This window comes from Rothia koreensis (assembly GCF_004136575.1).
Taxonomy (GTDB): Bacteria; Actinomycetota; Actinomycetes; order Actinomycetales; family Micrococcaceae; genus Rothia; species Rothia koreensis.
This window is the reverse complement of the sequence record NZ_NOIQ01000002.1, coordinates 123,301-143,531: the sequence shown is the minus strand read 5'-3', so window position 1 is coordinate 143,531 and position 20,231 is coordinate 123,301. Positions and strand designations below refer to the sequence as shown.

Genomic DNA, 20,231 nt, shown 5'->3' with positions numbered 1-20,231 from the left:
TTCCTTCGCCGAGGTGACGCCGTGCACTGTGCTGAGCATTCCGCCGAGGACGGAGTTCAGCGAGGGGCCGGCTCCGAGCGGGTGCGGTCCCATTCCTGGTCCCATCCGAGCTCGTGGAGAACACGGTCAAGAACGACACCGGTGAATCCCCAGATCGTCACCCGTTGCGTGGAGTCCACAATGTCGAAGGCGGGCGATGTGTAGGTCAGCCGCCCGCGGGTCACCGCGGCGTAGTGGCGGTTGCCCGGATCGATCAGATCGCGTACCGGCACCCGGAAGACTCTCGACGACTCTGCACTGTCGACCACGGCGACACGTGAGGGGTCCTTCCACCATCCGATCACGGGGGTGACCATGAAGTTGCTGACCGGGAGGGGCACGGGTGCGAGCTTTCCCAATACCTCGACGCCGTCCCGATCGAGGCCGGTCTCTTCGACGGCCTCGCGGAGCGCTGCTTCGACAAAGGGATCCTCGGCCTGGTGGTCCTCCGGGTCCACTTTGCCGCCGGGGAAGGCCGGCTGACCGGCGTGCTGCCGCAGCGTTCCCGCCCGGACCACGATCAGCACGTCCAAGTCAGCGCCCACTCCCGACTCGGCACCGCTCGACGATGCCGCGAGGGCGTCGTCGAGTACACCGAACAGGATGAGGACCGCCGCATCCTTGGTCGACTCCGGATCCATGGCACCGATCCGCCACGGCTCGCGATCGTCCATGACGATCGTGCTCCCCCGCCTGCCAAGGTCCCTGAGGTCCTCGAGGGCGGTCGTCGTCGTATCCCTCCGGCTTTCATCGGCCAAGGCTGTACCCTTCCTCCCGCAGCTCGCGGCGTGTCGCACCTTCCAGATACCGGCGGTGCAGCTCCTCGCGTCCGGGGGCGAACTCGTACTGGAGGAGTTGTGCCGCCGCGCGCTCGTCGGTCTCACCGGATCCGTAGGACGGACAGAGGTCGGCCACGGGACATACTCCGCACGCCGGAACCTTGGCGTGGCAGATTCTGCGCCCGTGGTAGATGAGCCGGTGCGACAACATCGTCCAGTCTCCGGGCGGAAACAGACCCGCGACGTCCTTCTCGACTTTGACGGGGTCCTGCTCCTCGGTGAACCCGAGCCGGCGCGACAAGCGGCCGAAATGAGTGTCAACGGTGAGCCCCGGCAGGCCGAAGGCATTTCCCATCACCACGAACGCGGTCTTCCGGCCGACCCCTGACAGGGCCGTCAACTCCTCGAGCGTCTCGGGCACCCGGCCGTCGTGCTCGTCGACGATCTGCCCGGCCAGCGAAATGATCGACTTGGCCTTCGAACGGTAGAACCCCAGGGGGCGCACGATCTCCTCGACCGCCGAATGATCGGCCGTCGACAGCGCCTGTGCATCCGGAAAGGCCGAGAACAACGTGGGGGTGACCGCGTTGACCTTGGTGTCGGTGGTCTGCGCGGAGAGAACGGTGGCCACCACGAGCTCGAAGGCGTTGTCGAAATCGAGCTCCGCGACCGCGTACGGGTAGGTCTCGCCCAGAATCCGGTTGATCCTTCGCGCGCGCCGCACGGTTCCGAGATGGGTTTCCGCCGTCCCGGAACGACGTCGCCGTGCGGCACCCGCACGTGCCTTCTCCTCAGGAACGTGCCGTATCTCCGGACCGAAGCCCTCTTGCCCTGGTGCACTCGTCATATCGACCCAGCCTACCCAGCAACGTGCGCACCGGCGACGTCGGCCCCACGAGCCGTATGCGGCTGACCTGGAGATTTTCCTGCCTGCGAAACCCTTGCAACCAGTGATCCGAGTCACGAGATGTCTATTACAGTAGAACTGAATGATTTCGCGGTCCGCAGACCGCATCCACCAGAAAGGACGCACAGTGAGCGAGACTTACCACACGTTCGATCCGCCCCAGCAGTTCACCGCCCAGGCGAACGCCGGGAGCGACCTTTACGAACAGGCTTCTTCCCAAGGAACCGAGTTCTGGGCCGAACAGGCCAAACGGTTCCTCCACTGGGACAAGGAATTCACACAGACCCTCGACTGGACCAATCCCCCTTTCGCCAAATGGTTCGAGGACGGCGAGCTCAACGCCGCGTACAACGCCGTCGACCGCCATGTCGAGGCAGGCAACGGCGACCGGGTGGCCATTTACTTCGAGGGCGAGCCGGGCGACAGCCGGACCTACACCTACCGAGACCTCAAGGACGAGGTGTCGAAGGCGGCCAACGCGTTCCAGGAACTCGGAATCGAGAAGGGGGACCGTGTTGCGGTCTACCTCCCCATGATCCCGGAGGCTGTCATCACGATGTTGGCCTGCGCTCGCATCGGTGCGGTCCACTCCGTGATCTTCGGAGGATTCTCGGCGGACGCGATTCGGTCCCGGGTCGAGGACGGCGCGGCCAAGCTCATCGTGACCGCAGACGGCTCCTACCGGCGTGGCCAGCCGACTCAGCTCAAGCCCACGGTGGACAAGGCGCTGTCGAAGGGCGCGGAGAGCATCGAGCACGTCCTCGTGGTCAAGCGCAACGGTGAGGATGTTGCTTGGACCGAGGGGCGAGACGTCTGGTGGCACGAGACGGTCGACGAGGCGTCCGCGGAGCACACCCCCCAGCCCAACAACGCCGAGGATCCGCTGTTCATCCTCTACACGTCCGGCACCACGGGCAAGCCCAAGGGGATCCTCCACACGACGGGCGGTTACCTGACTCATGCCGCATACACCCACTACAACGTCTTCGACATCAAGCCGGATACGGACGTCTACTGGTGCACCGCCGACGTCGGATGGGTCACGGGCCACACGTACATCACCTACGGCCCCCTGCTCAATGGCTCGAGTCAGGTCATCTACGAAGGAACACCGAACTCCCCGCATCGCGGCCGTTTCTGGGAGATCGTGGACAAGTACGGTGTGACGATCATGTACACCTCGCCCACCGCCATCAGGACCATGATGAAGTGGGGCGAGGAGATCCCGGCACAGTACAGATTGGACTCGCTCCGACTGCTCGGCACGGTCGGCGAGGCCATCAACCCCGAGGCCTGGCTGTGGTTCCACCGGGTGATCGGCAAGGAACGCTGCCCCATTGTCGACACGTGGTGGCAGACCGAGACCGGCGGCATCATGATCTCCCAGTTGCCAGGGGTCACGGTGGCCAAGCCCGGCTCCGCCCAGCACGCGCTGCCGGGGATCCACGCTCAGGTCGTGGACGACTCCGGAGAGAAACTTCCCAACGGCGAGTCCGGGTTGCTGGTGCTGACCCAGCCGTGGCCGTCCATGCTGCGCACCATTTGGGGAGACGACCAGCGTTTCGTCGATACCTACTGGTCACGATTCGACGAGAAGACGTACTTCGCGGGCGACGGCGCAAAAAGGGACGAGGACGGCGACATCTGGGTACTCGGCAGGGTCGACGACGTCATGAACGTCTCCGGCCACCGCCTTTCGACCCCGGAAATCGAGTCGGCGCTTGTTTCCCACGATTCGGTGGCCGAGGCCGCGGTGGTTGGCGCAACCGACGAGACCACCGGCCAGGCTGTGATCGCCTTCGTGATCCTGTCCGATGACGCGACCGCGGAAGGACGCGACCAGGAGGATCTGGCCGCAGAGATTCGGGCCCACGTCGGCGAGGAGATTTCTCCGATCGCCAAGCCGAAGAAGGTTCTGATCGTTCCGGAGTTGCCGAAGACCAGGTCCGGCAAGATCATGCGACGCCTGCTGAAGGATGTCGCAGAGGATCGCCCCGTTGGCGACGTCTCGACCTTGGCGGACCAGACCGTCATGGACCAGATCACCGAGTCGCTCGGTCGATAACCGACCACGTCAGCGCCCGGGCGGCCGGGTTCCCTCCGCAGGGAACCCGGCCGCCCGGGCGCTGAGCTGTCCCATGGAAGAATGAAATTATGACCAAACCTATTTTTGTGCTGAACGGCCCCAACCTGAATATGCTCGGGGTTCGCAAACCGGAAGTCTACGGAACGACGACGCTCCGTGACATCGAGCACTCCGTGCGGTCCCACGCCGAAAAGCTTGGCCTGGGTATCGAGTTCATGCAATCGAATCACGAAGGCGACCTGGTCGACGCCATCCAACGCGCCCGCTCCGAGGCGTCGGCGATCGTGATCAACCCGGCAGCCTTCACGCACTACTCGATTGCCATTCATGACGCACTCGAGGCGGCCGAATTGCCCGTCGTCGAAATCCATCTGTCGAACGTCCACCAGAGGGAAGAGTTCCGTCACCGGTCTTTCGTGTCCCTGCAGGCCGAGACGGTCATCGCCGGTGCCGGGGCCTTCGGATACATCATGGCGCTGGACTACCTGGCCCAGCGCTGACGGAGCGGCGGTGAGTCCCCTCGATCAGCCCGAGGTGCACTCACCGCTGGGGACAGGTTGGTTCATGGATTCGATGTCCTGGAGCACGGGTTCGAGCTCGGTCATCGACAGGGCGTAGCCCGTCTCCCCCTGGGTGGCCTTCGCAAAAATCAGGCCGATGAACTGTCCCTGGTCGTTCAGCAAGGGACCGCCGGAGTTCCCCTGCTGGACGTCGGCCGCCAGCTGGTAAATCTCTCGCGGCTGGGTCGTGGTCCCATTTTCGGAGGTCGTCGAGTTGTAGCCGAGGCCCTGGATCGAGGCCGAACGCGAGGTGAAAGGCCCGCCCAGGGGATACCCCATGAAATTGGCCAGGTCGCCGGCCTTTCCGTTTTCCCCGGCCTTCAACGGCGAAGCATCGAGGCCGGGAACGTCGAGGACCGCGATGTCCTTGTCGGCATCGAAATAGACGATATTTCCTTCATAGCTCTTGCCCTGACGGGTCTGGACCAACGGGCTGTCCACGCCCGAGACCACGTGGGCATTGGTGATGACCTTGTGCGAGGCGGCGACGAAGCCGGAACCGGACTGGTTCTGGGCACAGGCCTCCGCGGTGCCATTGATCTTCAGCACGGAGTCTTCGGCCGCTCGCAAAGAATCCGAGTCGGAGGTCTCGGTGGGAGCCGCTTCCTGCGGGAAGAGTCGCTCGTCCAAGCGAGGGATCCCCGACTGTTCGAGGACGGCGGCCCTGGCCTCGGCAATTCCCCTTTGTACGGGTTGCGGAGTCGCCGACTGGAGACCGGTGATCACCGTCGACTTGTTCACGGCGGAGGAAATCGCTGCGACGCCCAGTTGCGAGGCCGAAAAGCTGAGCACGACGATCACGAAAGCGCAGGTCAGGGTGTTCAGCAACGCCCCGCCGATGCGGTCGACGATCCCAAGCCCCGTCCTCTCGGTGATTCTCCTCAGAGGTCGACCAATGGCCACGCCCAGTGCCTGACCGATCAGGATCAGGATGCCGATGCTCACAATGGCCACCACGATCCGCCAGCCGCCCTCGGCCCTTTCGACCAGCCATGGCGTCACGTAGAACGCGGCGACGGCTCCCAGAACGAACCCGACCACCGATCCGAGGGTCAGAAAAAACCCGCGTGCATAGCCGGATACGAAGTAAGCCAGCAGAATCAGGATGAGGATCCAGTCCAGCAGTGAGAAGTCTGTCAGCATGATCACCAATCGTCGCGGTCATCTCCCGACGACGCAGGCGGTCGGGAAGACTCTCCATATTAGGTACGGCACCTGATAAGAACCTTAGTCAATTCGACGTTCAGGAACCTTTATGCAAGGATATGGGCTCGTCTGTGGCGGATTCGACACACAACTTATACAGTGGATTTCAGATAGGTTGAATTTGTCACACGATCAGCCGGCGTCGCGCCCATCCCGAGTCAATGCCTGAGATGGTGTGGACGCGTGCGGCGGGCATCAAAGTCCCGGATCACTGAGGAGAATTATGGATATCGAGGTTCTGCGTAGGGCTCCCCTCTTCGCAACCCTGGACGACGAAGCATTTGGCGCGCTCACCGAGGAATTGACCGAGGTGGACCTCTCGCGCGGTGCAACGTTGTTCTACGAGGGCGACCCGGGGGACCAGCTGTATTTCGTGGTCTCCGGCAAGATCAAACTCGGCCGCACCGCATCGGACGGCCGCGAGAATCTGGTCGCGATCATGGGACCCGGCGAAATCTTCGGTGAAATGGCGCTCTTCGACCCGGGCCCCCGCTCGACGTCGGCGACCGCTGTGTCGGAATCCCGGCTGGCCGGAGTCAAGCACTCCAGCCTCAAGAAGGCCATGGACCGAAGCCCCTCGATTTCCGGACAGGTCCTCCAGGCCCTGGCCCGTCGCCTTCGCCGGACCAACGAGAACCTCGCAGATCTGGTCTTTTCCGACGTTCCCGGACGCGTCTCCAAGGCGCTCCTTGACCTGGCGGACCGCTTCGGCCGCCCGGCCACGGACGGCATCCTGGTTGCCCACGAGCTCACCCAGGAAGAACTCGCGCAACTCGTGGGTGCTTCTCGCGAGACCGTCAACAAGGCCCTTGCCGAGTTCGTCCAGCGCGGCTGGATTCGGCTCGAGGCCCGCGCCGTCGTCATCCTCGATCTGCAGCGGTTGCGACAGAGGAGCCGCTGATCGGTGTTTCGGGCGCTCACGCGTCGTGACTTGAGAAGGAGCCGGGTGCATACGCACCCGGCTCCTTCTTTTCTGCGGGCCCTCGCCCGACCTTGGGCTAAGCTCCCTTGGATCTGGTCCTGACCGCGTCCCTCGGGGGTGTGAAGGCCAGCATGAGCTCCCCGTTCTTCTCCACGAGCTCCGGTTTCTTGACGTGAACCTGACGTTTTTTGGTCAGAAAAGCGATCGTCGTCTGGCACGTGGCCAAAGACTCCAGCACGCACAGCGTTCCCGGCGTCATGAGTTCCTCGAGGGGGCGGCCCACCGTGTCCTCTCGACCGATTTCGTCGCCCAAGGCTGTGGAGGAACGGTCGGCGACGACGTCGCGCGCGGGAACCCACCTTCCCCAGACCCCCTTGGAGGACAGGAGTTTGGGACGTTGGCCCACGGGAACCACCGACGCGAAGAAGTGGGTATCGAAGCGTCGGTGCGAGAAGTCAGGGGTCTGCCACCGGCCAAGAGGTTTGAGCAGATCTGTCCGGAGCTTGAGTCCACCGCGTTTGAGATAAGCGATGAAACCCAGCTCGTGGCCGGCTATCGATTCCCGCGAGGCCATCGTCTCGCTCGCCTCGGTGTATTCGACCGTGTCCTGCTCGTTGGGGCCGGACAACAGCACGCCGACCTCTTCGAAACTCTCCCGCACGGCGGCCACCACGGCACTGCGTGCCACTACGACGTCGTCGTGCCCCAACTTCTGGGCCCACTGTGCGGGGGTCGGGCCGTACCACCCCACCGGCTCGTGATCGTCCTGCTCGACGACGCCGCCCGGGAAGCAGATGCGACCCATCGGCGATTCGGGGGTCGGGCGGTACGTGAGAAAAGTCTCGAGTCCGTGGGCACCCTCACGGATGTACACCACGGCAGCCGCCGTCTTCATCTGGCAGCAAGCTGTCTTGTCTTCCTCGGCCATCCATGCCCGGGCAGCCGTCGCCTCCCGCGGAGTCAGCGGGAAGTACGAAGCACCACAAGCCCGCGGATCGGCGGCCGGGCCACTCTTCGCGGTGACCCGGTGAATCGGCAGCGTCAGAGGATTAGGCAAATTCAACGATGAGTTCCACTTCAACGGGCACGTCGAGAGGAAGGACCGCAACTCCGACGGCCGATCGGGCATGGACGCCGGCGTCTCCGAACGCCTTGCCGTAGAGCTCGGAGGCTCCATTGAGAACCTGGGCCTGACCAGTGAAGTCGGGAACCGAGCTGACGAACCCCGTGACCTTGACGATCCTGGTCACACGATCCAGGTCTCCGATCACGGATTTGACGGCCGCCAAGGTATTCAGCGCGCACACTCGTGCCTGACCCTGGGCATCCTCCAACCCGACGGTTCCTGGCTCACCGCCGTCCGACACCTTGCCCTTGACAGCAAATTCACCGTTCTGCACCGGGATCTGACCAGAGGTGTAAACATAGTTGCCCGAAATCACAGCAGGAACATACGAAGCAACCGGTACGGCAACTTCAGGAACCTGCAGACCTTCGGCGGCCAGCCGTTCCTCAACCTTGGAATCTGCCACGATCTCAGTCCTCCTTGGGACGCTTGAAGTAGGCAATCGGGTTCGACTGCGTGGGCGCGACCATGTTTCCCGAGGGGGCGTCGCCCGCGGGAGCTGCACCGGGAAGGACCGTGACGAGCTCCCATCCGTCCTGTCCCCAATTGTCGAGGATCTGCTTGGTCGCATGGATCATGAGCGGAACTGTTGCGTATTCCCATTGAGTCATGGCCCCAGCCTATCCACCGCCGCAAGACCGCGCTATTCCGGTCGGCGACACCACGGATGCCTGGCCGATTCTCTACTCACACAGTGTGGTTTCCGGGCACGTGTTCAGGGGGCTTTCAGCGCAGTCCGTGACACGCCGAGTTTTGTCCACAGTGGGACCGTTGACGCGCACGTTTTGTCCCATCGACTTGTATGCTGTTGGAATGGCTTCACCCAAGAAATCAGCTCGGCGGCGTGAACGACGAGCCCCGAGCGACTTCATCCAGTTCATTGCCCTCAGTATCGTTGCGGGGTTCGTGGCTGCCGGCATCCTCATCCCGCCGGCGGCTACAGCCGGTCTGACGGCGAGTGCCTCGATCAACTGGTTCAAGGGACTCCCCGACGACCTCTCCGCGGGTCCGCTGTCCAAGCCGTCCACCATTCTGACGAGCGACGGAAAGAAGCTGGCAACGTTCTACTCGGAGAACCGCACGGAAGTATCGTTCGACCAGATCTCCGACAGCATGAAAGATGCGCAGCTGTCCATCGAGGACGACACCTTCTATGACCACGGTGGTGTCGATGCCTTCGGCATCGGACGAGCGTTGCTGAACAACTTGGTGCACCCCGGAGCGCGACAGGGCGCCTCGACGATCACCCAGCAGTACGTCAATAACCTGCTGATCGATCAGGCCACCCAGAACGGTGGGGACGCGACCACCACCATGGGGTCCAACAAGGGCATGCTGGACAAGATCAAAGAAATGAAGCTTGCCATCTCGATGGAGCAGAACAAGTCGAAGGACGACATCCTCAACGGCTATCTGAACCTCGTGAACTACGGCGGCAGCAATTACGGTGTCCAGGCCGCCGCCCACTATTACTGGGGCATCGACGCGAAGGACCTGAACGTCCAGCAGTCGGCGTTGCTGGCCGGCATGGTCCAGTCCCCTTCCTATTACGATCCTCAGGCAAATCCGAAGGCCGCGACGGACCGGCGCAATACGGTGCTCCACACCATGTTGCAGCACGGGAAGATCAATCAGGAACAGTTCGACGAGGCTTCGGACGCTCCGCTGGACCTGGACATCCACACCACGGATTCGGGCTGTGAAGCCGCAACCGACGCCCCGTATTTCTGTGACTACGTGCGTAACGAGTTCCTTCAGGACAAGCGCTTCGGGGACAACAGTGATGAGCGTCGCGCTCTGCTGACTCGCGGTGGACTGACCATCAAGACGACGCTGAAGAGCAAGGACCAGGGAACCGCCCAGGACCAGGTGAACCAGACCCAGCCGACCGACGACAACCCCGACTCGGTCAGCTCCTCGATGGTCTCGGTCGAACCCGGTACCGGCAATATCCTCTCGATGGCCCAGAACTCGAATTACAACAACGGCAAGGGCGTCGGAAACACGGTCTACAACTACAACGTGGACTCCGGAATGGGCGGTACCCCCGGCTTCCAGCCCGGTTCGACGTTCAAGCCGTTCTCTCTGACCCAATGGATCAAGGAAGGCAACGGCGTCGAGGCCACCATCGACGCATCTCCGCTGAGTTATCCTGCCGGAACCAAGTGGCGAGCAAGCTGCAAGCCCGGCGGCACGGTGGAGAATCCCGGCGCGAACGGCGCCTGGTCCTTCCAGAACGCCGAAGAGGGCTACAACCGGCCCATGACGGTCAACGAGGGTATCTACAACTCGATCAACTCCGCGCTGTACGCCATGGACAATTACCTCGACCTCTGCGGTGTCGGAAAGACTGCTCAGGACCTGGGCATCGTGAAGGGAGACGGCACAGGGGATCAGATCAAGACCCAGGATTCCCTTGCATCCCTGATCGGTACGGAGAACGTTGCTCCCATGGCCATGGCCAACGCGTTCGCGACCTACGCCTCGGAAGGAAAGTACTGCTCCCCGCGCTCGATCGAGTCGATCACCGATCGTCGAGGACAGCCCATGGACGTGGCGCCGGTCAACTGCCATCAAGCCATTGACACGGATGTGGCCCGGGGCGTCAACTACGTCCTGAAGAACGTTCTGACCAAGGGTTCGGCCCATGACCGAGGAATCGGGTTGGAGAACGCATCGGCTGCAAAGACCGGTACCACTGACGATTCGACCCAGACCTGGACCGTCGGTTATACCCGGGGCGTCTCCACGGCTTCCTGGGTCGGCAACGTGGACCTGGGTTCCCGTTCCCTGAACGGGTTGCGCATCGGTGGCCAGACCAAGGACTACGTCGATGGTGCAACCTACGCAGGTCGCCAGTGGCAGGACTACATGAAGGCCGTGTCCCGCGACTACAACACGGACCCGTTCACGGATCCTTCCGACAGCGTCAAGGGCGACCAGATCAAGTCGCAAAAGGCGAAGTAGTCCACGGTGAACACCACTGACCGACCGGCGGCCCCCACGGCGTCGATCGTCTCATTGGCTCTGAGGAGCATGGGACTTTCGGCTGCCGCGGGGGCCGCCGTGCTTGCCTATGGACACTTCATCGAGTTGAACCGCTTCCGGGTGCGGAAGGAGACCCTCTCGATCCTGCCTCCCGGAAGTCCTTCCTTGTCCGTGTTGCACATTTCGGATGTGCACATGATTCCGGGGCAGCGACGCAAGACACAGTTCATGCGTTCCCTCGCAGACTTGGACCCGGACTTGGTCGTCTCCACAGGAGACAACTTCAGTCATACCGAAGCCCTCGATCCTTTGCTGGATGCCTTGGATCCGTTGCTGGATCTGCCCGGTGTCTACGTCCCCGGGTCCAATTGCTACTTTGCGCCCAAGCTCAAGAACCCGGCGCGCTACCTGTGGAAACACACCGGTGACGAGAAGAGGGACCGCGACGCCCCGGATGTCCTTCCATTCCGACGAATGCACCAAGCCTTCGACGACCGCGGTTGGATCGGATTGATCAACCGCGCGGACAGCATGGAGATCGGAGGCGTTCGCCTCGACTTCTCCGGAGTGGATGACCCTCACCTCGGATACGATCGCCATCCGGGATTCCCCCAGGCGGATCACGGTCCGGCCGGTGACGGGGCCACGACCGGTTCGCGAGGGACAGAACCGTCATTGCGCGTCGGAGTCATGCACGCGCCCTACAGACGGACCATTGACCGGTTCGTCGCAGACGGCGCCGACATCATGTTCGCCGGTCACACGCACGGCGGACAGATTTGCCTTCCCGGAGGCCATGCGGTGGTTTCCAACTGCGATCTGGACCCCGCCAGAGCTCGGGGCATTTCCTATGACGAAGGCATCCCGCTGGAGGTCAACGCGGGCCTGGGAACCTCTCGATTTGCTGCTGTCCGCCTGTTCTGCCCACCCGAGGCGGTCCTTCTCCGCCTGACCGCGCGGGAACAAGAAAGCGGCGACGCGTAAGGCCCACTGACGCCGGGCACGGGGTGAACCGGGCAATGCCGCGCCTGCCGTCCCGCCCTCTCCCCTTCCCCACCTTCTGCCTTTGCCGTACCTTCCCCTAATCTGCCTTGCCTTGCCCGTTCTTGAGGAATGGTAAACCTCCGTGGCACGCCAATCGTCGTGATCCTAGGATGGAATCATGACCTCCACCACATCATTACCCTCTTCCGCGCCGTCCGCACTCACGGTCTCGGCGGCACCGCCGAGCCCCGCGTTCGACACCATGGCCGCGGGAATGGACTCGAGCCACGTCGGCACGACGTCGTCCAAGGAAATCGACCGTTTGTCGATGGCCCACGACGCGTCCCACTACCTTCTCGTTCCGCAGGGCATCGTGCGCCCTGAATCCGCGGACGGAGTAGCAGCCGTGATGGCCGCGGCCTCGCGGGCCGGACTGCCGGTGACTTTTCGGTCAGGGGGTACAAGCCTTTCCGGCCAGGCCGTATCGGACGGCGTCATGGTGGACACGCGTCGAGCCTTCCGTGGCATCGAGGTCCTGGACAACGGGAACAAGGTGCGGGTCCAGCCCGGTGCGACGGTCGGGGCCGTCAACGGGGCCCTCCGTCGTTTCGGGCGCAAGATCGGTCCCGACCCGGCGTCGTCGTCCGCCTGCACCATCGGCGGAGTCATCGCCAACAACTCTTCGGGAATGTCCTGCGGAACCGAATTCAACACGTATCGCACCTTGGACTCCATGGTCCTGATTCTGCCGTCGGGGACGACCTTGGACACCTCCGAGCCGGACGCGGACTCCCGTCTGCGGGACCAGGAGCCGGAACTCCACGAGGGGCTGCTGCGCCTGCGCCGTCGGGTCGTCGAGAACCCGGAATCCCGACGGACCATCGAGCATCAGTATTCGATGAAGAACACGATGGGATACGGGATCAATGCCTTCCTGGATTTCCGCGATCCCGTCCGCATCCTGGAGCACTTGGTGATCGGGTCCGAAGGAACCTTGGGTTTCGTCGCCTCGGCCACTTTCCGCACGGTGGAGATCCTCCCGGCCACGTCGACCGGACTTCTCGTCTTCCCCGACCTGATCTCCGCGACCTCGACGGTACCGAGCCTCGTCGAAGCCGATATGGCGACCGTCGAGCTTCTGGATTCGACGTCGATCCGTGTCGCCCAACGAACGGGGAAGGTTGCGGACTCGCTCGCTCGAATCGACGTCGACCGGCACGCGGCACTCCTCGTCGAGTTCCAGGCCAAAACCGAGCAAGAGGTGGCCGAGCGTCACGACGCCGCGCGTTCCATGTTGGACGGGCTCAAGCTGTCCTCCCCCGCCGAAATGACGACGGACCCATCCCAGCGCGCCCTCCTGTGGTCAGCGAGGAACAACCTGTACGCGACGGTGGCCGGGAATCGCCCGTCCGGGACCAACGCGTTGCTCGAAGATGTCGTGGTCCCGGTCGACGCGCTGGGCGAGACGTGCCGCGATCTCGGCACCATGTTCGACACCCACGGATACCAGGATTCCGTGATTTTCGGGCACGCCAAGGACGGCAACATCCATTTCATGCTCAACGAGCGTTTTTCCGAGCCCCAAAAACTCGACCGCTATCGTGACTTCACGGAGGACATGGTCTCCCTCGTGCTGGGCAACCGGGGGTCGCTCAAGGCAGAACACGGCACCGGCCGGATCATGGCCCCTTACGTGCGTCGCCAATTCGGGGACGAGCTCTACGAGGTCATGTGCGAGGTCAAGCGGCTCGTGGACCCGGGGGCAATGCTGAATCCCGGGGTCGTGATCAACGATGATCCTGACTCCTACGTCCAGAACCTCAAGGTCGCCGAGACGGTCGAGGAAGAGGTGGATCGCTGCGTGGAGTGCGGCTACTGCGAGCCGGTCTGCCCCTCCAAAGACCTGACGCTGACGCCACGGCAACGAATCGTGATGCGCCGCGAGCTCGAAGCAGCACGCGCCCGCGGAGACCACGATCTGGTCAAGAAAATCGAGGCCGACTGGGACTACCAGGGAGAACAAACCTGCGCGGTGGACGGTATGTGCGTGACCCGGTGCCCCGTCGACATCAACACGGGTGACCTGATTCGTCGATTGCGTTCGGAGCACCAGCGCCCCGCCGAGAGCTCGGGCTGGAAGGTCGCGGCGCAGCACTGGGAGGCCGCGAACAATCTGGCCAACTATGGCCTGAGGACCGCGAAGATGCTTCCCTGGCCCGTGCCGAGGGCCGCGACCGACGTCGGTCGCGCCGTCATGGGCGAGGACACCGTGCCCCGATACAACAAGCATCTGCCCTCGGGCGGAAGACGCCGTGCGGAGCGGACCGATCCCGCCGCGGACTTCGTGTTCTTCCCGGCCTGTGTGAACTCGATGTTCGGCGCGGTTGATTCCTCCGGATCACCGGCTGACCAGAGCGCGGGCTCATCGTTGATGAGCGTGGCGCATCGCGCCGGCTTGCGATGGAACACCCCGGAGGGAATCGGTTCGATGTGCTGCGGTACACCCTGGAAATCCAAGGGATTCACGGAGGGGTACTCCGTCATGTCCGACCGAGTCCTCGATGGTCTGTGGGCCGCCTCGGACGGCGGACGGTTGCCCGTGGTCTGTGACGCCTCCTCATGCACAGAAGGTCTCGAGACCATGAAGGCCAAGGTGCTCGACGCCGCAGCCGCCGGCCCGCAGCACGGGTCCGACGGGGAAATCCGGGATTTCTCCCGGATCCGTTTCGTGGACTCGGTTGAGTTCGTTGCGACGTCGGTCCTCCCGATGCTGACGATCCGGCGCAAGGTCGAGTCTCTGGTTCTGCACCCCACGTGCTCGCTGACCCATTTGGGGCTGGGGCCGCATCTCGAGGAACTCGGGAACGCCGTGGCCGAAACATGCGACGTCCCCCTCGAGTGGGGATGCTGCGCGTATGCCGGGGACCGCGGAATGCTGCATCCTGAGCTCACCCAGTCGGCCACGCGTGCCGAGGCCCGTGAGGTCAACCAACGGCAGTACGCGGCCTACGCGTCGTCGAACCGGACGTGCGAGCAGGGAATGACCGAAGCCACGGGGCACACCTACCAGAACATTCTCCAATTGGTGGAGTGGGCCAGCCGGTGATCCGGGACGCCGACGTGGTCGCCGCCACGAACCGCTGGTTTGCCGCGATATAGCCGATCCGCTATTCTAGAGAAGTTGCTTGACGCGATACCGGGTTTCCCGAGCGGACAAGTCAACATCGGGATGTGGCGCAGCTTGGTAGCGCGCGTCGTTCGGGACGACGAGGTCGCAGGTTCAAATCCTGTCATCCCGACCCAAGGACAGAGTCGCGGAACCGTTCGTACGGTTCCGCGACTCATGTTTTTAAATGGGCATTGACCATGTGCCGGAAGCCGCGGATCCGTCGATGACGGACCCGCGGCTTCCTTGTTGGCCCCGTGAGAGCCCATCCAGAACCTCCGGTGTGCGAGCCGTGCCGTTTCAGGGCCCGGTTCGCACTCTCCGGCACGGCCGAGATGGTGAGGACCAGTCGCCGTTCATCAGGCCGCCTGGGCCTCGCGTCGGCTCGTCACGACGTCGCGAACGCCGATGGCGCCGGCCAGGATCACGACGACGGCGATGACCAGCAGCCCCACAACCATGGCGGTGGGCCAGGTCGAGTGGGCCACGATCGCGAAGACGATGCCCGTGATGGCGGCAATTCCGATCGACGTGCCGACTCGTTGGCCGGTCTGCAGCACGCCTCCCGCCGAACCGGCATAACGCATCGGCACATCGGCGAGGGTCAGGGTCTGGTTGGGGCTCACAACGAGCCCCTGTCCCCCACCGACGAAGGTCAGGCTGAGAAGCATCCACCATTCGCTGAGACCTACCTGCCCGTGGAGGTACACCAGGAGAGCGGTGGTCAGGAGGCCGAACAAGACCGAGCCCATGCCGATCAGTACGAGCGGTCGTCCCATGCGTACGATGTGCCTGCCGGCGATCGGCGCGCTGATGGCGCTGGCGGCCGCCGCGGGCAATCCCATGAGCCCGGAGGCGAGCGCGGTATGCCCCAGACCGGACTGCATGTAGAGCGCCACGAGCACCCAGATGCTGGTCACACCGACGAAGTAGAGTCCGATGAGCATGGTTCCGTTCGCGAAAGAGCGAGTCCTGAACAGCTCCATGTCGATCATGGGTTCGCCGCCGCGTTGACGGTATTTCTTCTCCCAGAACGCCCAGAAAACGAACAGTGCGGCGGCCACCACCATGGAGCCCCAGATCCAGGGGCCGACCGAGGACTCGACGAACGGAAGCATGACGAGCAGGACCGCCAGGCCGAAGGAGACGAGCCCGACCGGGTCGAGGTCTGCCTTGGGGCGCGGGGCCGATCCGTTCTTCGACACGACGGGCATCGACGAGGTCGAGTGCTCAGCGGGTACGGGCTCCCACGCAGAATCCGGCAACCATGCCTTGGCCAGCAGAATCGCGACCACGCAGATCGGGACGTTGACCAGGAAGGCGGCCCGCCAACCGATCTCCGGGCCGAAAAGACTGATGAGCACGCCGCCCAGTACCGGCCCGATGGCCACCGAAACACCGACGACGCCGCCGAAGAGGCCGAATGCCTTTCCTCTCTGGGCTCCTTTGAAGTACTGCTGAATGAGGCCGATGGCCTGGGGGTTCAGAAATCCGGAACCGAGACCCATGGCCACACGGGCAATGTTCAGAACGATCGGCGTCGGGGCCAGCCCGGAGACGAGGGCTCCCAGACCGAACAGGCTGACGCCGAGGATGAACAGCCTTCCGCGGCCGTAGACGTCGCCGGCTCGCCCGGCGGCGACGAGCAGCACACCGAAAGCGAGGGCGTACCCGGAGAGTACCCACTGCAACTCGGAACTGCCGGCATGGATCGATTCCTGAACGGCGGGCAGGACCACGTTGACGATGGAGACGCTGAGCAGGGACATGAAGAGTGGCACCAGTGTCAGGGCCAGTATCCTCTTCTGTTCTGCGTCGAATTTTCCGGGCAAATCTGTAGGCATATCTCCTACTTCTACTCGCACCTCAAGGATGCGTCCATGAGCCCATCCACATGGGAGGTCACAATCCTGAGCAAGATCACAGCCGATAATGCGCATGGCGAACTTTCCGGACATGGCTCAGATATAGCCGTAGATTTATACGTATCCCATCAGCACGACGTCAGGAGGCATTCATATGCCCATTTCAGTCAAAGCACTTCAGAAGACCGGACCGGACGCACCGTTCAAGGTCGCCACGATTGACCGCCGGGATCCGCGGCCCGACGACGTCCTGATCGACATCAAGGCCGCAGGCATTTGCCACAGCGACATCCACACGATTCGCAACGAATGGGGCGAGGCGCACTTCCCGCTGACCGTGGGTCACGAGATCGCCGGCGTCGTCGAAGCCGTGGGCTCCGACGTCACCAAGTACAAGGTCGGCGACCGCGTGGGCGTCGGATGCATGGTCAACTCCTGTGGAGAGTGCGAGGAGTGCCGCGACGGGCAGGAACAGAACTGCACGCGTGGCGGCATGGTCGGCACCTACGACTCCGAAGATGTCGACGGCAGCATCACGCAGGGCGGCTACTCCGAGAAAGTCGTGGTCAACCAGGACTTCGTCCTGCGGATCCCCGACGCGCTGGACTTCGACGTCGCCGCTCCCCTTCTCTGCGCAGGCATCACCACGTATTCGCCTCTGGCCACGTGGGATGCTGCACCGGGCAAGAAGGTCGCGGTGCTCGGTCTGGGCGGTCTCGGACACATGGGCGTCCAGATCGCTGCGGCCAAGGGCGCTGAGGTGACCGTCCTGTCCCGTTCCCTCAAGAAGGAGCAGGAGGCCAAGGAGCTCGGCGCGACCCGTACGCTGGCCACCTCCGAAGAGGACTTCTTCAAGAACCACCGCGGCGAATTCGACCTGATCCTCAACACGATCTCGGCGTCGATCCCGGTGGACAAGTACATGAGCCTGCTGAAGCCCCGTGGCGTCATGGCCGTGGTCGGGTTGCCGCCCGAGAAGCAGGCGTTCAGCTTCGGATCGGTGATCGGTGGCCGCAAGGCTATCGCCGGTTCCAATATCGGTGGCATCCCTGAGACCCAGGAAATGCTGGATTTCTGCGCCGAACATGGGTTCGGGGCGAAGATCGAGAAGGTTTCGGTGCACGAGGTCGACGACGCCTACGAGCGCGTCGTCGCGGGTGACGTGAAATTCCGTTGCGTCATCGACACCTCGACGTTCGCCGACGCCGAGGTCGAAGCCTGATTTCTCCTCGTACTGCGCCCGATGGCCGGAGTTTCCTCCGTCCGTCGGGCGCAGTTGTGTGTGGCCCCGCGTCGGTTGACGACCGTCCGTGCGGCACAATGTATTAGCGGCAGGCATCGAGCATCGGGAGCGGAACACGAATGAAGCCACTGGTCATCGGCATCGCAGGCGGTACCGGATCGGGGAAGACGACCCTGACCCGGGCCCTGGTCGCCAGCTTTGATGAGCACGTCTCGGTGGTCTACCACGACAACTATTACAAACGACGCGACGACCTGAACTACGACGAGCGCGCTCTGCTGAATTACGACGCTCCCGAAGCGTTCGACAACGAGCTGCTGATTCAGCATCTGGATCAGCTCGCACGCGGGGTGAGCATCGAATGTCCGGTCTACGACTACGCGGACCACAATCGTTCTGACGAAACCCTGACGATCGACTCACAGCCGATTGTGATCGTCGAAGGAATCCTTCTCTTTGCCGAGGACGAGATCTGCGCACGGTGCGACATCAAACTCTTCGTGGACACCGACGCCGATGTCCGAATCCTGAGGCGCATCAAGCGGGATGTCCTCGAACGCGGGCGATCCGTCGAATCGGTCGAATCCCAGTATCTTTCGACGGTCAAACCCATGCACGAGCTCTACGTGGAGCCTTCCAAGCGGCGCGCGGACTTGATCGTTCCGGAAGGCGGCGGAAACCTGGTCGCCCTCGACATGCTGGTCCATCGGATCAATCGCCAGCTCGAGACCGCCGGCTGAACCGGGGCCACGCGCCGACCTGCCCGGCGACGGGCTGAGCCCGAAATTCGGGCACCGGCTCAACACATCCAAGATCGTGGTTCTTTCTTCCGGAGTCACGCTGAGCCCGTAGGCGGCTTTGACCTTCACTTGGCGTGCCACATACGGACAACGGAAAGCTCGATCCGGTGGGAGCCATTCCGCGGCGTCGCTGCCCCCTTTGTCCTCATTCGTCGGCCCGTCCACGGCCAGCAGATTCTCCGGGTCGTTGGCGAAGGCACGGCGTCTCTCTGCCGGCCATTCCCATGCCCCCGAGACCCAGGAATCCGACAGTGCGACGACGTGATCGATCTGAACCTTCCGAGATTCCTTGCCTGCGACGAACTCGATGGTTCGACCGGTGTACGGATCGGCGAGAGTTCCCTGCCTGACTCGGCAGGATGACCGGTCGCCGAACGAGACATCGGCCATGTCCCGGGAGAGGATGTCATTGCGGGTGTCGCAACCGTTGTGGTCCTCGTCCGACCAGGGACTGCCGAAGGCCGATCGATCATAGGGCTTCCCCGCACCCTTGGCCCGTACCGTCACCCGGGCCAGGTGACCGGCGGTGTCCTGGGACAACAGGAGACGTCGCGACGACCATTCCGGCAGGACCGACCACCCGCCGGCAGCCCCGTTGCCGGCCTGAACCGTGATCCATCCCAGGATGGCGAGCAGGGCTGCGGTCGCGGCGATCAGGGCGCCGGTCGGGATTCCGGGTCGGAGGCCACCGGGCGAGGCTGAGCGATTCATGTCCTCGAGGGTGCCAGGAGGAAGGCGGCATTGCGCCTCGAGGCGACCGCTCGGACGCCGAATTGTGGACGCCGGCTCCGTCCCGCCCGGGCAGAGACCTGATGTGGAACACGCAGGGCAGGAGTATCCCGCACTTCCGGGAGGCAGGACGATCCCTGCCTCCCGGGACCGCCGTCTCTGCGGTCACCACCCGGACGCGGCTACTGACCGTCCAGGATGATGACGTCCAGGGTGCGTGGCCCATGGACGCCTTCGACGCGCTGCAACTCGATGTCAGAGGTCGCCGACGGTCCGGAGATCATCGTGATCGGACGCTCGGGATTCACACGCCGCACCGATTCGGGGATCAATTCCACGATCGACTCCGCAGGAACGATGCAAATGTGATGATCCGGGACCAGGGTGATCGCACGCCGTCCTTCTTCGTCGGACGCGTTGAGAAAGATCGTTCCGGTCTCTGCGCAGGAGACGGTCGACGAGGTGACGACGGCGTCGACGGCGTCCAGTTCGCGATCGGTCAAGGACCCCGCTCTCTGACCGTTGCCCGAATCCACGAGGTGACGCCGCGCGGCACTGTCTTCGGGCAACCAGTCGAGATTCAGGCCCTTGGGAATCACGTACCGGGCGGACTTGCCGAGTAGTTTCTCGATGCGCTCAGCCACGCTGTCCATGGTCTCCTCGTAGACGTTCGCCTTGTAGTCGAGCAATCGATCGATCAACATGGCGCGCACGTCGTGCGCCGATTTCTCCGATTCCGTCCTGTACGCGCGCGTGACCTCAGGGGCTTCGGGACTGTCGGCCAGGGATGCCCTGACTCGTCTGAGTATCTCTGCCTTTGCTTCTGACATG

General features: G+C 63.3%; 16 protein-coding genes, 1 tRNA gene and 1 pseudogene. 9 read left to right on the top strand and 9 right to left on the bottom strand.

What is annotated here, in order from left to right; all coding sequences use genetic code 11:
* Positions 1 to 56 precede the first annotated feature (56 nt).
* Both EWU68_RS04310 and nth read right to left on the bottom strand, forming a co-directional pair.
* A complete protein-coding gene (locus EWU68_RS04310; protein ID WP_420852871.1) occupies positions 57 to 797 on the bottom strand; it encodes an NUDIX hydrolase in 741 nt (246 codons plus the stop codon).
* Positions 787 to 1,665 carry an endonuclease III gene (nth, locus tag EWU68_RS04305; protein ID WP_129314681.1) on the bottom strand — a complete coding sequence of 293 codons (879 nt, stop codon included), beginning with the start codon at positions 1,663 to 1,665 and terminating at the stop codon, positions 787 to 789. Before nth ends, EWU68_RS04310 begins: the two co-directional genes overlap by 11 nt.
* A 142-nt stretch (positions 1,666 to 1,807) precedes the next feature.
* Between nth and acs the strand changes: the two genes are divergently transcribed.
* Both acs and aroQ read left to right on the top strand, forming a co-directional pair.
* Positions 1,808 to 3,790, top strand: a complete 1,983-nt coding sequence (acs, locus tag EWU68_RS04300) for an acetate--CoA ligase (RefSeq protein ID WP_129314679.1) — start codon at positions 1,808 to 1,810, stop codon at positions 3,788 to 3,790.
* 89 nt (positions 3,791 to 3,879) lie between these two features.
* Positions 3,880 to 4,311: a type II 3-dehydroquinate dehydratase gene (gene aroQ, locus EWU68_RS04295; protein ID WP_129314677.1), complete on the top strand. Its 432-nt coding sequence runs from the start codon at positions 3,880 to 3,882 to the stop codon at positions 4,309 to 4,311.
* A 24-nt stretch (positions 4,312 to 4,335) separates the two neighbouring features.
* Here the strand turns inward: aroQ and EWU68_RS04290 are convergent, their stop codons facing one another.
* Positions 4,336 to 5,514, bottom strand: coding sequence for a MarP family serine protease (locus EWU68_RS04290; RefSeq protein ID WP_129314675.1), 1,179 nt, complete (start codon positions 5,512 to 5,514; stop codon positions 4,336 to 4,338).
* A gap of 286 nt (positions 5,515 to 5,800) precedes the next feature.
* Here EWU68_RS04290 and EWU68_RS04285 point away from each other — a divergent pair, with 286 nt between their 5' ends.
* Entirely contained in the window at positions 5,801 to 6,478 is a 678-nt protein-coding gene (locus tag EWU68_RS04285; RefSeq protein WP_129314673.1) for a Crp/Fnr family transcriptional regulator, read from the top strand.
* Between the two features lie 97 nt (positions 6,479 to 6,575).
* Here EWU68_RS04285 and EWU68_RS04280 read toward each other — a convergent pair whose 3' ends face one another.
* The 3 genes from EWU68_RS04280 to EWU68_RS04270 are packed head-to-tail and all read right to left on the bottom strand — an operon-like array spanning position 6,576 to position 8,236.
* On the bottom strand, positions 6,576 to 7,556 hold the full coding sequence (locus EWU68_RS04280) for an NUDIX hydrolase (protein ID WP_238692311.1): 981 nt from the start codon (positions 7,554 to 7,556) through the stop codon (positions 6,576 to 6,578).
* Positions 7,549 to 8,031: a RidA family protein gene (locus EWU68_RS04275; RefSeq protein WP_129314671.1), complete on the bottom strand. Its 483-nt coding sequence runs from the start codon at positions 8,029 to 8,031 to the stop codon at positions 7,549 to 7,551. The genes EWU68_RS04280 and EWU68_RS04275 overlap by 8 nt, the downstream gene beginning before the upstream one ends.
* Before the next feature lie 4 nt (positions 8,032 to 8,035).
* On the bottom strand, positions 8,036 to 8,236 hold the full coding sequence (locus tag EWU68_RS04270; RefSeq protein WP_129314669.1) for a DUF4177 domain-containing protein: 201 nt from the start codon (positions 8,234 to 8,236) through the stop codon (positions 8,036 to 8,038).
* Positions 8,237 to 8,438: 202 nt separating this feature from the next.
* Here EWU68_RS04270 and EWU68_RS04265 point away from each other — a divergent pair, with 202 nt between their 5' ends.
* The 4 genes from EWU68_RS04265 (at position 8,439) to EWU68_RS04250 (ending at position 14,896) form a co-directional block, all read left to right on the top strand.
* Positions 8,439 to 10,592, top strand: a complete 2,154-nt coding sequence (locus EWU68_RS04265) for a transglycosylase domain-containing protein (RefSeq protein ID WP_129314668.1) — start codon at positions 8,439 to 8,441, stop codon at positions 10,590 to 10,592.
* Between the two features lie 69 nt (positions 10,593 to 10,661).
* On the top strand, positions 10,662 to 11,597 hold the full coding sequence (locus EWU68_RS04260; RefSeq protein WP_129314817.1) for a metallophosphoesterase: 936 nt from the start codon (positions 10,662 to 10,664) through the stop codon (positions 11,595 to 11,597).
* 178 nt (positions 11,598 to 11,775) lie between these two features.
* The gene (locus EWU68_RS04255) at positions 11,776 to 14,703 is read left to right on the top strand and encodes an FAD-binding and (Fe-S)-binding domain-containing protein (protein ID WP_202976685.1); all 2,928 of its coding nucleotides are present in this window, start codon (positions 11,776 to 11,778) and stop codon (positions 14,701 to 14,703) included.
* A 119-nt stretch (positions 14,704 to 14,822) separates the two neighbouring features.
* A tRNA-Pro gene (locus EWU68_RS04250) sits at positions 14,823 to 14,896 on the top strand.
* A gap of 226 nt (positions 14,897 to 15,122) precedes the next feature.
* On the opposite strand, the gene EWU68_RS04245 is transcribed toward EWU68_RS04250, so the two are convergent.
* The gene (locus EWU68_RS04245) at positions 15,123 to 16,607 is read right to left on the bottom strand and encodes an MFS transporter (RefSeq protein WP_129314666.1); all 1,485 of its coding nucleotides are present in this window, start codon (positions 16,605 to 16,607) and stop codon (positions 15,123 to 15,125) included.
* Between the two features lie 175 nt (positions 16,608 to 16,782).
* On the opposite strand from EWU68_RS04245, the gene EWU68_RS04240 reads away from it, so the two are divergent.
* Positions 16,783 to 17,850 carry an NAD(P)-dependent alcohol dehydrogenase gene (locus EWU68_RS04240; protein ID WP_129314664.1) on the top strand — a complete coding sequence of 356 codons (1,068 nt, stop codon included), beginning with the start codon at positions 16,783 to 16,785 and terminating at the stop codon, positions 17,848 to 17,850.
* 140 nt (positions 17,851 to 17,990) lie between these two features.
* Complete coding sequence (gene udk, locus EWU68_RS04235; RefSeq protein ID WP_129314661.1) at positions 17,991 to 18,611, top strand: uridine kinase; 621 nt, start codon at positions 17,991 to 17,993, stop codon at positions 18,609 to 18,611.
* Between the two features lie 84 nt (positions 18,612 to 18,695).
* Here udk and EWU68_RS13395 read toward each other — a convergent pair.
* A pseudogene (locus EWU68_RS13395) lies at positions 18,696 to 19,382 on the bottom strand (HNH endonuclease family protein); the annotation flags it as partial.
* 200 nt (positions 19,383 to 19,582) lie between these two features.
* On the bottom strand, positions 19,583 to 20,230 hold the full coding sequence (locus tag EWU68_RS04225; protein WP_129314659.1) for a LutC/YkgG family protein: 648 nt from the start codon (positions 20,228 to 20,230) through the stop codon (positions 19,583 to 19,585).
* Position 20,231 lies beyond the last annotated feature (1 nt).

Coding starts and splice junctions, on each gene's coding strand:
- EWU68_RS04285 (WP_129314673.1), top strand. CDS start 5,801: ATGGATATCGAGGTTCTGCGTAGGGCTCCCCTCTTCGCAACCCTGGAC.
- udk (WP_129314661.1), top strand. CDS start 17,991: ATGAAGCCACTGGTCATCGGCATCGCAGGCGGTACCGGATCGGGGAAG.
- EWU68_RS04255 (WP_202976685.1), top strand. CDS start 11,776: ATGACCTCCACCACATCATTACCCTCTTCCGCGCCGTCCGCACTCACG.
- EWU68_RS04245 (WP_129314666.1), bottom strand. CDS start 16,607: ATGCCTACAGATTTGCCCGGAAAATTCGACGCAGAACAGAAGAGGATA.
- nth (WP_129314681.1), bottom strand. CDS start 1,665: ATGACGAGTGCACCAGGGCAAGAGGGCTTCGGTCCGGAGATACGGCAC.
- EWU68_RS04290 (WP_129314675.1), bottom strand. CDS start 5,514: ATGCTGACAGACTTCTCACTGCTGGACTGGATCCTCATCCTGATTCTG.
- EWU68_RS04265 (WP_129314668.1), top strand. CDS start 8,439: ATGGCTTCACCCAAGAAATCAGCTCGGCGGCGTGAACGACGAGCCCCG.
- EWU68_RS04260 (WP_129314817.1), top strand. CDS start 10,662: ATGGGACTTTCGGCTGCCGCGGGGGCCGCCGTGCTTGCCTATGGACAC.
- acs (WP_129314679.1), top strand. CDS start 1,808: ATGATTTCGCGGTCCGCAGACCGCATCCACCAGAAAGGACGCACAGTG.
- aroQ (WP_129314677.1), top strand. CDS start 3,880: ATGACCAAACCTATTTTTGTGCTGAACGGCCCCAACCTGAATATGCTC.
- EWU68_RS04240 (WP_129314664.1), top strand. CDS start 16,783: ATGCCCATTTCAGTCAAAGCACTTCAGAAGACCGGACCGGACGCACCG.
- EWU68_RS04270 (WP_129314669.1), bottom strand. CDS start 8,236: ATGACTCAATGGGAATACGCAACAGTTCCGCTCATGATCCATGCGACC.
- EWU68_RS04225 (WP_129314659.1), bottom strand. CDS start 20,230: ATGTCAGAAGCAAAGGCAGAGATACTCAGACGAGTCAGGGCATCCCTG.